12 protein-coding genes are annotated in these 14,187 nt (G+C 65.2%); 3 read left to right on the plus strand and 9 right to left on the minus strand.

Translation table 11 applies throughout. The features are described 5' to 3' along the window. Positions 1-68: 68 nt before the first annotated feature. Genes G6N38_RS24965 through G6N38_RS24990 form a run of 6 tightly spaced genes read right to left on the minus strand, consistent with a single transcriptional unit; the run spans position 69 to position 7,205 of the window. Positions 69-1,127 (minus strand): acyl-CoA dehydrogenase family protein, encoded by a 1,059-nt coding sequence (locus G6N38_RS24965; RefSeq protein WP_246227425.1) that lies wholly within the window; start codon positions 1,125-1,127, stop codon positions 69-71. After that, on the minus strand, positions 1,124-2,266 hold the full coding sequence (locus tag G6N38_RS24970) for an acyl-CoA dehydrogenase family protein (RefSeq protein WP_163752368.1): 1,143 nt from the start codon (positions 2,264-2,266) through the stop codon (positions 1,124-1,126). The genes G6N38_RS24965 and G6N38_RS24970 overlap by 4 nt, the downstream gene beginning before the upstream one ends. 8 nt (positions 2,267-2,274) lie before the next feature. Then, positions 2,275-3,051, minus strand: a complete 777-nt coding sequence (locus G6N38_RS24975; RefSeq protein WP_163750705.1) for a crotonase/enoyl-CoA hydratase family protein — start codon at positions 3,049-3,051, stop codon at positions 2,275-2,277. Beyond that, a complete protein-coding gene (locus G6N38_RS24980; RefSeq protein WP_163750707.1) occupies positions 3,048-4,472 on the minus strand; it encodes an aldehyde dehydrogenase family protein in 1,425 nt (474 codons plus the stop codon). Before G6N38_RS24980 ends, G6N38_RS24975 begins: the two co-directional genes overlap by 4 nt. Positions 4,473-4,498: 26 nt before the next feature. Then, the gene (locus G6N38_RS24985; protein ID WP_163750709.1) at positions 4,499-5,605 is read right to left on the minus strand and encodes a zinc-binding dehydrogenase; all 1,107 of its coding nucleotides are present in this window, start codon (positions 5,603-5,605) and stop codon (positions 4,499-4,501) included. Further along, complete coding sequence (locus G6N38_RS24990) at positions 5,598-7,205, minus strand: acyl-CoA synthetase (protein WP_163750710.1); 1,608 nt, start codon at positions 7,203-7,205, stop codon at positions 5,598-5,600. The genes G6N38_RS24985 and G6N38_RS24990 overlap by 8 nt, the downstream gene beginning before the upstream one ends. Positions 7,206-7,306: 101 nt before the next feature. On the opposite strand from G6N38_RS24990, the gene G6N38_RS24995 reads away from it, so the two are divergent. After that, complete coding sequence (locus G6N38_RS24995; protein ID WP_163750712.1) at positions 7,307-9,232, plus strand: flavin-containing monooxygenase; 1,926 nt, start codon at positions 7,307-7,309, stop codon at positions 9,230-9,232. Then, the gene (locus G6N38_RS25000) at positions 9,229-10,116 is read left to right on the plus strand and encodes an SDR family NAD(P)-dependent oxidoreductase (RefSeq protein WP_163750713.1); all 888 of its coding nucleotides are present in this window, start codon (positions 9,229-9,231) and stop codon (positions 10,114-10,116) included. The genes G6N38_RS24995 and G6N38_RS25000 overlap by 4 nt, the downstream gene beginning before the upstream one ends. A 13-nt stretch (positions 10,117-10,129) precedes the next feature. On the opposite strand, the gene G6N38_RS25005 is transcribed toward G6N38_RS25000, so the two are convergent. Then, complete coding sequence (locus G6N38_RS25005; RefSeq protein ID WP_246228100.1) at positions 10,130-10,771, minus strand: Dabb family protein; 642 nt, start codon at positions 10,769-10,771, stop codon at positions 10,130-10,132. 446 nt (positions 10,772-11,217) lie between these two features. Here G6N38_RS25005 and G6N38_RS25010 point away from each other — a divergent pair, with 446 nt between their 5' ends. Beyond that, positions 11,218-12,429 carry an NADH:flavin oxidoreductase gene (locus tag G6N38_RS25010; protein WP_163750717.1) on the plus strand — a complete coding sequence of 404 codons (1,212 nt, stop codon included), beginning with the start codon at positions 11,218-11,220 and terminating at the stop codon, positions 12,427-12,429. On the opposite strand, the gene G6N38_RS25015 is transcribed toward G6N38_RS25010, so the two are convergent. Both G6N38_RS25015 and G6N38_RS25020 read right to left on the minus strand, forming a co-directional pair. Beyond that, positions 12,406-13,329: a LipP1 family hormone-sensitive lipase gene (locus G6N38_RS25015; protein WP_163750719.1), complete on the minus strand. Its 924-nt coding sequence runs from the start codon at positions 13,327-13,329 to the stop codon at positions 12,406-12,408. The two genes, G6N38_RS25010 and G6N38_RS25015, sit on opposite strands and share 24 nt — an antisense overlap. After that, positions 13,326-14,171, minus strand: a complete 846-nt coding sequence (locus tag G6N38_RS25020; protein WP_163750720.1) for an IclR family transcriptional regulator — start codon at positions 14,169-14,171, stop codon at positions 13,326-13,328. Before G6N38_RS25020 ends, G6N38_RS25015 begins: the two co-directional genes overlap by 4 nt. Positions 14,172-14,187 lie beyond the last annotated feature (16 nt).

Raw genomic sequence — 14,187 nt, forward strand, 5'->3', positions numbered from 1 at the left:
AGGAGTCAACCCCGGATGTGGCGCCAGTTACACCGCTGATGACCGTTGAGTGGAACACCGGGACCCGGTCAGCGACTATCGGCGATCAGGGCCCACAATCCCTCGGGTCCCGCAGCGGTTGCGGCGGCGGCGACCTGCTCGTCCCAGTGGCGCACCGACCCGTATTCGGACCGCCACGCCAGCGCCGCACGGGTGAATTCGTGCAATCGATGTTCCCGGGTCGTGCCGATCGCACCGTGCACCTGGTGGGCGTTGCGGGAGACCACCGACGCCGCGTGGCCGGCGCAGGAACGCGCGGTGGCGATGAGGAAGTCGAGGTTCACCGAGTCCCATTCTGTTGCGACGGCCACGTCGAGTGCCGCCTCGGTGGCGGCCCGGGCGAGCGCGGCCTCGGCAGCGGCATCCGAGATGAGATTCTGGATCGCCTGGAACTTGGCCAGCGGGCGCCCGAATTGCACCCTGGCGGTCACGTGTTCGATGGACATCTCCACGGCCCGTTCGAGTGCCGCGCACACCTGAATCCCCCGGAGCAGTGCCGACTTACGCTGAAGTTTCTCCACGAGCGCAGCACCGATAGGTTTCCCGGCTGTCGCCGCGAGCTCAGCACCGACCGTGTCTCGGGGCTCGCCGATTAGATTGACTCCCTCACGGATGGAGAGCGCGGCGGGCTCGACTTCGGCAACGCGATACTCGTCGCCGGCCCACCACACCACCACGATCCGATCGACGGAGGCGCCCCACGGTACGGGTGTATCGGGCCCACCGCGCGGGGATAGATGCACCGTGCGGATGGCGTCGTCGACTTCGCCGAGGGTCTCCAACAGCCAGCATGCCAACAAGTCGTGTTCGCCCAATGGCGTGCGAATCCCGTGGCGTGCAGCAGCGCTGAGTAGTTCAGCAGCCTCATGCCAGCCCGCCCCACTGCCGTCTGACTCCTCTGATCCCGTCAGCCGCGCCAAACCGAGGGACTCGAGACGCTGCCACAGCGCGCGGTCGAGAACAGCGCGCCCGCCGGTCGAGTGCGAGGGTCCGCTTCGGTGGTAGTCGGCGAAGACCGCGTCGATCATCGCGACCAGGTCCGGGTCGACCGCTGGAGCTGCGTTCGTCGAAAGGTGGCTTGTCGTCATCGAATGCCCAATCCGCGTGCTATCACGCCACGTAACACTTCGTTGGTTCCGCCGCGCAATGTGAAGCCGGGACGCTGATCGACCGCATCGGCGACCAGTTCCACCCATTCGACGGATTGCGTGGCACCGTACTCGGTTTCGAGGTCGGCGAAGTCCGCCACGTCACCTTCGACGGTCGTGCCCAACACCTTGACGACGGAAGCGGCCACATCGCAGCTCTCTCCGCGTTGCAACGCGCCTGCCACTGCAGTCGACATATGGTGAAGCCCGGCGATGCGAGCCACCAGGCGACCGAGTTCGCGATCACCCGATCTTCGCGGGTTGCCCGTGGTATCCACCGCGTGCGCGAGGAGCGGGAAGGTCGACAGGAAGCGTTCGGGGCCACTGCGTTCGAAACTCAGCTCCGAGGTGACCTGAGTCCAACCTTGTCCGATCTCACCGAAGACCATCGCGTCGGGGACGAAGACGTCCTCGAGGATGACCTCGTTGAAGTGATGGCCGCCGTTCATCGAGACGATGGGGCGGACGTCTACGCCAGGACCGCGCAAGTCGACGATGAATTGGCTCAGGCCGGCGTGGCGGTGCGCGGGATCCGCGGCGGCGGTGCGGGCCAGCACGATGAACGCGTGCGCGCGGTGAGCTCCGGAAGTCCAGACCTTGGTGCCGGTGAGCGACCAGCCGCCGTCCACCCGGGTTGCGCGGGTGCGCACGCTGGCGAGGTCGGATCCAGAATCCGGTTCGCTCATCCCGATCGCGAAGAAGTGCTCGCCAGCGACGATGCGTGGCAGGAAGTGCGACTTTTGGTGCTCCGTACCGTATTTGAGCAACGACGGCACAATCTGCCGATCGGCGATCCAATGTGCCGCAACGGGAGCGCCCGCGGCCAGCAATTCCTCGGTGACGACGAATCGCTCGTGGAAGGAACGACCGTGACCGCCGTATCGCTGGGGAACGGTCATGCCCAGCCAGCCGCGCGTGGCCAACGCCAACGTGAAGCCTTCATCCCATCCGCACAACCATGAATCGATCGACGGGCGGAACGCGCCGGCGGCCAGCTGATCAGCCAGGAAAGCCCGTACTTCCGCCCGTAGTGCGCCCGAGGGGGCGTCGCTACTGATCGGTGGTACCAACCGGGGCATCGCGGTGGTCACGTCGTCCTCCACTTCGCGATCCGGCGCTGGTGCTCGGAGTCGTGGTGAGCCAACGGCTGCATTGCGGCGGCCATTGCCAGAGTGGATTCCAGCGTTCCGGAGATCGATTCCTGCAGAAGCCGTTTGGCCATCCGCAGGGCGTGCGGCGGGTTGACCGCGATGCGTTCGGCCAAGGTCCGTGCTTCGGTAAGCAGGTCATCGTGGGGCACGACACGGCTGACCAAACCCCATTCGAGTGCCGTGCCGGCATCGATCCGGTCGCCGGTAAAGGTCAACTCTGCAGCCCGTGCGTACCCGACGGCACGCGGCAAGAACCAGGTGCCGCCGTCGCCGGGGATCAGGCCCAGCTGGACGAAGCTTTCGGCGAACGAGGCGCGCTCAGAGGCGATGCGAATGTCGCACATCATCGCCAGGTCGCACCCGGCGCCGATGGCCGCACCGTTGACCGCCGCGATCAGAGGAACTTCGAGACGGCCAAGCGCTCGCGGTATCCGTTGGATTCCGTCGATATAGGCCCGGCGTTGGTCAATGGCGTCCAACCCGAACATGCCGCGGCCGTCAGCCATGTCCTTGACGTTGCCGCCGGCGGAGAAGATCTTCCCGGCGCCGGTCAGCACGATCGCGCACACGGCAGTGTCGCAGTTCGCCGCGTCCACAGCCTGCTCGAATGCGGCGATGACAGCCGGATCGGTGATGGCGTTGCCGACCTCAGGCAAGGTGATGGTCCAGACCTGAACTGCGCCTTGCGTATTGACGTCCAGCGGTGAAGTCATGCGCCCGCCCTCAGTTGCAGGGACTTCGTCTGCAAGAATTCCTCGAGCCCGAAGCGTCCCAGTTCACGCCCGATGCCGGATTTCTTGTATCCGCCGAACGGTGCGGCCGGGTTGTAGGGCCCGCCATTGATATCGAGTTGGCCGGTCTGTACCTGGCGGGCGAACGCGATCCCGGTCTCGTCGTCGGCGGCCCACACCGCGCCCGAGAGTCCGTAGGGAGTTCCGTTGGCGATGCGCAGCGCATCGTCGGTGTCGGTGTAGGGGATGACTGCCAGTACGGGGCCGAACACCTCTTCCTGGCCGAGCTCGGATTCCGGATCGACATCGGCGAAAACTGTTGGAGCGAGGAAGAATCCCTCGTCTCGAACAGGCTCGGCGCCGCCGGTCAGCAGCCGGGCGCCCTCATTGGCGGCCCGCTCGATGAAGCCGCGGACGGTGTTGAACTGCGACCGAGAGGCCGACGGGCCGATGCGGGTTGCGGGATCCCAAGGGTCGCCCACGGTGTAACGGGCGACGGCAGTCTCGATCTGATCCAGTGCCTCGCCATAATGCTTCTGCGGCACCAGCATCCGGGTCCAGGCCATACAGGTCTGGCCTCCGTTGAGGAACGCATTGCCGACCCCGACCTTCACGGCGGTGGTCACGTCAGCTCCGTCGAGGATCACATTGGCCGATTTGCCACCCAGCTCGAGGGCGACCTTCTTGATCGACTGACCGGCCAATTCTCCGACGCGCGATCCGACACCGGTGGACCCGGTGAAGGACACGAAGTCGACGTCGGGGTGAGAGGCCAAGCGCTCACCGATGACCTGGCCCGGGCCCGACACGATGTTGATGACGCCGGGGGGTAGCCCGGCCTCTTCGCACGCCTCGACAAACGCGAACACCGACAGGGGCGCGTCGTTGCTGGGCTTGAGCACGACGGTGCAACCCGCGGCGATAGCGGGCAGCACCTTCGCGACCACCTGGTACAGCGGGTAGTTCCACGGTGTGATGGCACCGACAACCCCGTATGGTTCCCGCAGCACCAGGGAGTTGCCGATCCGCTCCTCGAATGCAAAGCCATCCAGTGCGTCGGCGAACCCCTTGGCCACCGCCAACGGAACCTGCGTCTGAACCGTGGCAGCGATGCGCACCGGGGCGCCCATCTCCGCGGTGATGAGATGGGCGATGTGGGGCAGACGTTTCTCCATCGCATCGATCACGCGGTGGAGTCGATCGCGGCGTTCGTCCACGCTGATCAGCGGGTCGAATGCGCGTCGCGCTGCGTCAACCGCAGCGTCGACGTCCGCGGCGGAACCGTTGGGCACGTGACCGATCACCTTCTCGGTTGCGGGATCGATGACATCGATCACGCCGCTGCCGGCCGGTTTCACCCAGCCGCCGTCGATGAACAGCGTGGGGTGCTCGTAGGTAGGCAAAACGAATTCTCCTCCGGTCGTGATGGTCAGGGGATCAAGCTGGCCCGGATGTCCCGCTTACCGTCGGCAGCGGCGAACGCATCGTTGATGTCGTCGAGCGCGTAGGACGCTGCGGCGAGCCGCTCGAATGGCAGCGAGTGCTGATGGCGGTCGAGGAATGTCAAGGCGCGGGACAGCACTGCCGGGTCATACAGCGACACCCCGACCATGGTCTTGTTGGAGAACACGAAGCGCGACGGATCGAAAGCGAAGGTCTGGCCGACGTTGATATTGCCGATCTCGACATAACGGCCGAACTGTCCGAGCATCTGCAGACCCTCCTCGATGGCCGAGGGGTGTCCCACGACCTCGACCACCACGTCGGCGCCGTGGCCGCCGGTCAACCCCCGCACCGCTTTCGCGCGATCTTTCGGCGTGCTGATCTCGTTGAGGTCGAGCACGGTGTCGGCGCCGAACGCTGTTGCGAGTTCGAGTCGCTCCGACACCCCGTCGATGGCGATGACGTTCGCGGCGCCGCGCGCCTTGGCCACGGCGATCGCGTACAGCCCCAAGGCTCCTGCGCCTTGGACCACAACGTGTTCGCCGAGCTGCATGTCGATGCGTTCTAGTCCGTACATCACTTGCGACAGAGCGCAATTAGCGCCAGCGGCGATATCGTCACCCACGCTGTCGGGCACAGAGTAGACAACCGCACCGGCCGGCAGCAGGTAGTAGTCACCGTAGCCGCCGACGAAATAGGGCGGCTCGTCAGCACGGCCCAGCATCGCCATCTTCAAGTTCAGGCACGCGTTGCGGCGGCCGGCCAGGCAATTCCTGCAGGTGTGACAGCAGAAGAAGTAGGGAAACACCACGCGCGCGCCATCACCCAGTGGTTTGCCGTTGGAATCGGTTGATACGCCCGAGCCCAGTGCGGCGACAGCGCCGACCATTTCATGACCGAGAACCGTCGGCAGCTGGCCGCCGAGACCCCGCGTCGCGAACGTTCCGTGCCAGGCATGGACGTCGGACCCACAGATATTCGCGCGCAGAACTCGGACCAGGATTTCTCCCGGGCCTACCTTTGGAAGGCTGACGGTCTGGATTACGAACGGCTTGCCGGGTTCGTCAAAGCGCGCGATGCGGCCCTCATACACGTGGGGAATCCCTTTCGATATCGGTGATGTCGACGCTGAACCGCTGGCGCAGATCGCGTTTGAGTAGTTTGCCGCTCGGGTTCTTCGGCAGAGAGTCGACGAAGAACACCTGCTTGGGAGTCTTGAACCCGGCGAGGTGGTCGCGACAATGACTCAGGATCTCGGCTTCCGACGGAGCGGCTCCGGCACGAGCGACCACCGCGGCGACCACAGCCTCCACCCAGACCGGGTGCGGGATGCCGAACACCGCCGCTTCTTCGATCCCGCTGTGCCGGTAGAGAACTTCCTCGACCTCACGGCTGGCGACGTTCTCGCCGCCGGTCTTGATCATGTCTTTCTTGCGGTCCACGACGTGGAGGAGACCGTGCTCGTCGTAGAAACCCAGATCCCCCGAGTGGAACCAGCCGCCGGAGAAGGCTTGGGCTGTGATTTCCTCGGCATCGAGGTAGCCGAGCATCAGATGTGGGCTGCGGTGGGCGATTTCGCCCACAATTCCGGCTGCGACGGGGTTGTCCGACTCGTCGAGGATGGCGGTCTCGACATTGACGACCGGCCGTCCCGCTGCCCCGGCATGGGCATCCTGCTCATCGGGTCCCAGCGCGGAGGCCAGGGGAGCCATCTCGGTCTGACCGTAGAAGTTCCACAATCGGAGGTTGGGAAGCCGCTGTCTCATCTCGTACAGGATCTCGGTGGGCATCGGTGACGCTCCGTAATAGCCTTTGCGCAGACTCGACAGGTCCACCTCGTCGAACACCGGGCTGCGCAGCAGGCTGATCCAGACAGTGGGCGGCGCAAAGTAATTGGTGACGCCATGGCGCTCGATGGTGCGTAACACCAGTTCGGGATCCGGCCGGGGCACGATAATGCTGGTGGCACCGAGATAGATGTCGGTGGCCAGGAAATTGTCCAACTGGGCACAGTGATACAGCGGCAGGGAGTGGACTTCGACGTCATCGCCGGACATGGAGCCGGCGACGATGGTGCTGATGTACTGCCACATCAGGCTGCGGCTGCTGTGCATGACCCCTTTGGGCCGTGACTCGGTGCCGCTGGTGTACATGACCCGCAGCAGTTGATCGTCGTCGATGCGGATATCCGGCGCTGGGCTGGTCGTGGTTAGCCAGTCGGCGAAGTCCGACCAACCGACTGGCGGGGACCGCCTGTCGGGTGCCAGCGCAATCTTTGTCGTGACGGTCGGGCTGGTCGCCATCGCCTGTTCGGCGACGGGCACCAGGTCGGTCTCGACGATGAAGGCGGAGGTCTTGCTGTGCCCGAGGATGTATGCGATCTCTTCGGCGGTCAGCATGAAGTTGATCGGCACGAGAACCACTCCGGCGCGGGCGGTGGCGAACGCCAGTACTGCGTACTGCCAGCAATTGCGCGCTAACAGCGCAACCCGATCGCCCGGGCGCAAGCCGTTGTCGTGGAACGCTGCGGCGGCTCGGTCCACCAGGTGGTCGAACTCGGCGAAGCTGAGCACCACGTCACCGTCGATGATGGCGGTCTTGTCGGGCTGCTTGCGTGCCGACCGGCGCGGGATGTCGGCCAGGCTGTGGCTGCGGGCACGGGCGATGACCGCGGCGAGGTCCTCAGAGTGCATGAGCCGCAGGGTAGGCAGGTCGGCCGTGGAAGTGGCGGTTCGTCTCCCGCTCAGTAGACACGCGGGCGTGGAGGGTGGCGACTCCGTCCGATACTCGACGCATGACCGTTACCACTGAATCGTCGTCATCGGCAGACAGCGCACCGGATCCGGCTGTCCTGCGCGCGCATCTGCGTCAGGCAGACCCCGGCGTTCTGGTTGCGGTGCTCGCCCAGATGACCGGTGACGCATCGGTCGTGGACCGGTACGCCAGCAAGATCGACCACGTCCCGGACCCGCCGGAGCGGGCGGGAACCACCGATCCCGCCACCGCGGATGCGTTGGCTGACGAGATCATCGCCGCGCTCGGTCGACCCCGGCCGGCCGGCGCGATCGCCGCGGACGATCGTGAGCTGTTCGCCGCCCTGTTGCCGATCGCGCTGGGAACCGACGTCGACGACGAACAGGTGGACCTGCTCCTCGAGCAAGGCGGTTTCCGATCCTCACAACCCACACTGCCCCGGACCACGCCGATCCCCTCGACGATGACGATGGCGATCATCGGGGCCGGCATCGCCGGTATCGCGGTCGCGCTGGCCGCGGCCGAGGAGGGTGTGCACTTCCAGATCTACGACCGCAACAATGAGGTCGGCGGCACATGGCTGACCACCACGTACCCGGGCATCGGCGTGGACACGCCGGCGGCGTACTACTCGCTGTCTCGGGAGGTGAACCCGAACTGGTCCAACTACTACCCGGAAGGTGCCGAATACCAGGATTATCTGGTGGCCCTGGCCGACAAACACGAGCTGCGCCGCCACATCCGCTTCGGTACCGAAGTGGAAGCGCTGTGGTGGGACGAGCAACGCCAGCAGTGGCAGATCCACTCACGCGCCGCCGACGGCGTCCGAAGCGTCGACTACGCCAGCGTCGTCGTCACCGCGGCCGGGTACCTCAACCGGCCTCGCTTCCCGGACATCAAAGGGCGAGAAACGTTCTCCGGAACCAGCATTCACTCAGCACTGTGGGACCCCACCCTCGACCTCACCGGGAAGAGGGTAGCCGTAATCGGAGCTGGGTGCACCGCCGTGCAGATCGTCGATGCCTGTGTCGACGAAGTCGAACACCTCACCGTCTTTCAACGGCAGCCGCATTGGGTGGCACCCCGCAAGCGCCTCTCCGATGAGGTGCCCGAGCACCGGCGCTATCTGGGCCGGGTGCTGCCGTTCTACGCCATGTGGCACCGGCTCAAGTCGTACTGGGGCACAGCAGACAACAACTATCCGATCATCCTGCAGGATCCCGAGTGGTCGCAGACGCACTTGTCGATCTCCCCGGCCAACGACGTCTTGCTGCAGATGTGTCTGGACTATATCGACCGCATGTTCGGGGCCGGAACGGAATTGGCGCGCAAGGTCACACCCGACTTCGCGCCCTACGGCAAACGCATCATTCGCGACCCTGGTGGCTACTACGCCGCGCTGACCCGCGAGCATGTCGATGTCGAGGCGAGTGAACCCGCCGAGGTGAACTCCGACGGAATCGTGACGGCCGACGGCCGCCAGATCGACCTCGACGTCATCATCTATGCCACCGGCTACCACCTCGACTTCTTGTCCACCGTCGACATCCGCGGTCGTGGCGGCAAGACGTTGGCGGGGGAGTGGGGAGACAGTCCCCGTGCTTACCGGGGCGGAACCGTTCCGGGATTTCCGAATCTGTTCATCACCTCGGCCCCCAACTACAGCCCAGGGCACGGAGCGGGGGCCAACTTCTCCATGGAGGTCCTCGCCCACTTCATCGTGGAGTGCCTGCAGCTCATGGCCTTACGCGGCGCGACGACGATCGAAGTGACCGAGAAAGCGTTCGAGGAGTACGTCGCCGGCATCGACCAGGCGATGCAAGGCACCGTGTGGTGCCACACCCCGAATGCGCACACGTACTACCGGTCGGAATCGGGTCGCGTCGTCGTCGCTACCCCGTATCGACTGGTCGACTTGTGGCAGCAGCACCGGGCTCCCGTCGAAAAGGACTTCGTCCTGCAATGAGTCAGATCCTTGCCGGCAAGACGGCGTTGGTGACCGGAAGCAGTCGTGGGATCGGGCGGGCGATCTCCCAGCGGCTTGCCGCCGAAGGCGCGACAGTCGCGGTCACCGCCCGGGCCCACACGCCCTCGCCCTCGCTTCGGTCCGGGAACACCGAGGCTCTACCCGGCACCATCGAGGAGACAGTCGCACTTATCGAAGACGCGGGTGGGAAGGCTTTCGGTCTCGCCGCCGACCTCGAGGATTCCGCAGCGCGTGACGGGCTGGTGGATGCGGTGGTGGAGCGTACCGGCCGTATCGACATCGTGGTCAACAACGCGGGGTTCGCCGACTATTCAGTGGTCGAAAACATGTCCCTGGAGACGTTCGACCGGACCGTCGAGCACTATCTGAGAACACCGTTCGTGTTGACGAAAGCCGCAGTGCCCCATATGCGTCGACAGGGGGCCGGCTGGATCGTGAACATCGGCTCGGTCACCGGGGTGCCACCGGTTCGGCCGTACCGCGACTACAACAAGACTGCGGGCGATGTGATCTACGCGTCCTGCAAGGCCGCGTTGCACCGGTTCACCCAAGGCGTTGCGGCCGAGTTGCTCGGCGCCAACATCGCGGTGAATTGTGTTGGCCCGTCCACGGCGGTGCGCACTCCCGGTGCGGCGTCGCTGATTCCGGACAATTTCCCCACCGAGCCAGTCGAATACCTGGCCGAGACCGTCTTGGCGATGTGCCACCTACCGGCCGAGCAGCGAACGGGTCTGGTGGCGTTCAGCTTGCACTACCCGTGGTCGCAACATCTTCCGGTCCATACGCTCGACGGGGCCACCACGTTGCCGCCACTGGAGCCACCGGCAACAGCGAACCCGAATATCCTGCCTGCCGGGCTCTGAACGGCTGCCGGTTTCAGTTCAGAACGGGCCCATCGGTTCGGCAGAAGCTGTGACACACGCGGTCTCGGATGATCATGTCGGTCGTCTCCGGATCGAACCAGCGATCGACCACGGCCCAGTGGACGGGGTGCATCAGGTAGGGCCCCATCAAGCCGTCCACATCGGTGAACTCCTGCTCGAAGACGTGAGTCCAGCCCGTGGTCCCGATCGCCTCGTCGACGCGGCTCAGTTGCCATGCCCGGATGGTCGACACATATCTGGGCATCATCGCCAGTTCTTGCTCGAATGCGCTGACCTGCTCCGCCGGAACCTCGGGTGGCACACGGAGCAGCAACGCTCGGTACACCGTGCCGGCGCCGCGACACAGGGGAGTTCCCCGATATGTCACACCGTTGACGTTGGTGATTGCCGGATCGCGAAGGGCATCATCGAAATTGCTTCGGGCCCAGGCATTCAGGTCCGCGAACCGAAGATGCACCAGGATGTCGCCGCCGTTGCGTGACCCCGACTCCGTTGGTTCGACCACGGCCCGCAGTGGCCCGCCGGCTTCGGCTGCCTTCCGTAATGCACTCAGTACCCGTGGGCGTTCCGGTTCGACCACATCCACCAACCGAGTGGCCCCGACCGTCGGGCTTCCATTGCGCGGGGCGGGCATCGGTGCTGAGGTCTCGGCGCGATCGATATCCTGGCTGCGCGTCGCGACGTTGCGGCTGCGCTCGACCACGAGCTCTGCGACATCCTCCCACCAGCGAGCGACCGTAGGATCGGGCCGAGCCCGCCAGGTCATCTGCCACCACGCTTGCGGGCTGGGCAATGACCAGGTGATCGTGACGACGTTGGGGCGGTCGTCGAACAGGATCGGTGGACTCACGAGTACATCGCGCAACTCCATGCCGCGGTCCCTGGCGCCGGGGGCGTAGCCGGACAGGTAGGAGTCGATGAAAGTCTGTGCGCAACCCGGGGCGGTGACCACGCGGTCGATGATGAACACCTCGGCCATGGTCGCGACGCTACGGTCCGTGGCCGCGGTGTTCCGCAGCGGCTCCCAGCCAACGGGAAGCCACTGTTGACCGCACGTGGTCGCAGCGCGATCGTGATGCGATGAGCGATCTGTTCAGCCCGGCGCGCCTTGGACCGGTGACCCTGCGCAACCGAGTGATCAAGGCCGCCACCTCCGAAGGGCGCTCGCCGACCGGTGAGGTCACCGATGATTTGATCGCGTTCCACCTGACCTTCGCCGAGGGCGGTGTCGGAATGACGACAGTCGCCTACTGTTGTGTCTCGCCCCAGGGTGCGAGCGCGCCGGGTCAGATCGTAATGAGCAACGCGGCGCTTCCGGGTCTGCGCAGACTAACCGATGCCATACACGGAGCCGGTGCAGCGATATCGGCGCAACTCGGACACGCCGGAGTGGTGGCGCCGCGAAAGCTCACCGGCATCACGGCGGTGGCCCCCAGTCGATTCGTCAATCCGACGTCCATGGCGTATTGCCGCGCCATCACAGTCGACGAAATCCGCACCGTCACCAAGCAATTCGGTCTCGCCGCTCAGGTCGCAATCGATGCCGGATTCGACGCGGTCGAACTGCATTTCGGTCATCTTTATCTGCCGAGCTCCTTTCTCAGCCCGCTCATCAATCGGCGAACAGATTCCTACGGCGGCAACATCGACAACCGTTCGCGGCTGGTCCGCGAGATCGCCCAGCACGTCCGTGAAGTGACGGGCGATCAGATCGCGGTGATCGCCAAACTGGACATGGATGACGGTCTGCCCGGGAGCATTTGGATCGACGAGGCACTGCGGACCGCACAGCTACTCGACTCGGATGCCACCCTGGACGCGTTGGAACTGACCCAGGGTTCGTCGGTGTACAAGCCGATGTACCTGTTCCGAGGAGACGTGCCGGTCAAGGAGTTCGCCGGTGTCATGCCGCCCGCGTTGCGTCCGGCTGTTCGGCTGTTCGGCAAGCGGACGATGGGTGTGTATCCGTACCAGGACCTGTACATGCTGGATGCCGCGCGCCAATTCGTGCCGCTCATGCGCAACACCAAGCTCATCCTCCTTGGCGGCATCACTGAGCGCGAGCACTTGCAGACCGGGCGGTCCGAGGGTTTTGACTTCTTCGCGATGGGCCGAGCGCTCTTGCGTGAACCCGACCGCGTCAATTCGATGATTTCGCAACCCGATTCACGCAGTCGGTGCAACCACAACAACAAGTGCATGGTGACGGTCTTCGGCCGGACGCATTGCGTGCTCGACCCGGTGCAACGGTACGGTGCGGTGGTGCCGTCAGCGTCCGAGCAACTCACCTAACGATCGGGCCGCATCCCGACGAGCCTGGTGGGCGAGGTCGAGCATCGGCATCGTCATGAAGCCATGGATGCCGCCCTCGAAAGAGCACCGCGTGGTGGGTGTCCCCGCCGCCGCCAATGCATTCGCATAGGCGATCCCTTCGTCGCGCAGTGGATCGTGGCCGGCCAGCACGACGACGGCCGCGGGTAGACCGGTCAGATCCGCCTGCAGTGGCGAGGCGTATGGATGCTGACGGTCTTCGACCGCAGGCACGTACTGATCCCAATACCACTGAAGCGCTGGGCGCGGGTTGTAGTAGCCGCGGCCGTAACGCCGGTAGGACTCGGTGTCGAAGTGGGCGGCGATCACTGGATACAGCAGCAACTGTGCGGCGATCGGCACGGAGTCACGATCTCGGGCCATCAACGTGGTGACTGCGGCAAGGTTTCCGCCTGCGCTGTCCCCGCCCACCGCGATCCGGCTGGGATCGCCGCCGAGTTCGGTGGCATGCGCCGCTGCCCACACGGTGGCGGCAAAGACGTCTTCGGCAGCGGTGGGCCATCGGTGTTCGGGAGCCAGCCGATAATCGACCGAGACCACCACGGCGGGAATCGAATTGGCAAGGTTGCGACACAACCCGTCGTGACTGTCGAGGTCGCAGAACACAAACCCGCCACCGTGGGCATACACGAGAATTGGCAGCGAGTCATCGGACTCGGGCCGGTAGATCCGGACACCCACGCTGCCACCCGCAACATCGATCTGGCGATCCACGACGTGGGACACCGGTTCGGGGTTCGGGTTGGGGACAAAACGGGCGCGGATCGCGGCGCGCACCTGCGCTCCCGTCATCGTATGCACTGGCGGAAACCCCGAGTCCAGGGTTTCGATCAGACCCGCGATCTGAGGATCGAGAGTCACGCCGGCTGCAGCGATGCCGAATCCCGTCCCAAGGGTCGGGGAGCGGGGCCGACGCGTAGCGGGCGCAGGGACTGCAGTGTCGGCGCGACACGGTCGGCACCATCCTCAGCGCTACGCCAGATACCCATCGCAGTCATTCTCACCGGCGCGACCAATCGATTGTCGAAGGCCATCCGGTTCATAGGTCCGCAGACCGAGACGGCGGCGACCGCTTGGCCGGCCGGGCCGATGGGGGCCGCCACACAGCCGAAGCCGGGCAGCGATTCCTCGCGCTCGAAAGCCACACCGTGCGCGCGGATCTTGGCCAACTCGGTGACCAGTTGGGGCGCTGTCGCGATCGAGAACCGGGTCTTGCGGTCGGTCAGGTCGACCTCCGTGATGTGGTTGTCGGCGAGGATCGCCTTTCCCACCGCCGTACAGTGTGCCGGCTGCCGACCGCCGACCCGGGTGGGAATCGCTCCGCCCATGTGGTCGCCGACCTTCTCCAGATACACAACATCGGATCCGTCGAGGACCGCCAGGTGCACAACCAACCCCGTCGCTCGGTGCAGGTCACGCAACAATGGAATGGCGGCTCGGTGAATGCGGTCCTGGTGCAGAGCCAATGATCCCAGCTCGACCAGCCGCATCCCGAGCTCGTAGTCGCGGCCGTCGCGGCGCAGCCAGCGCAACGCGACAAGACGCTCGAGCATGCGGTGCGCGGACGACCGCGGCAGGCCCGTTCGGCGCACGATCTGGGCCAGCGTCAAGCGGCCCGGGCCGTCGAAAGAATCCAGCACCAGCGAAATCCGGTCAATGACGGCGCTGGGTGTCTCGCCCGCCTTCTCGACAGCCATTGTCATGAGGGCCTCCTAGCTT

It is taken from the genome of Mycolicibacterium helvum (assembly GCF_010731895.1).
In the GTDB taxonomy this organism is placed as follows: domain Bacteria; phylum Actinomycetota; class Actinomycetes; order Mycobacteriales; family Mycobacteriaceae; genus Mycobacterium; species Mycobacterium helvum.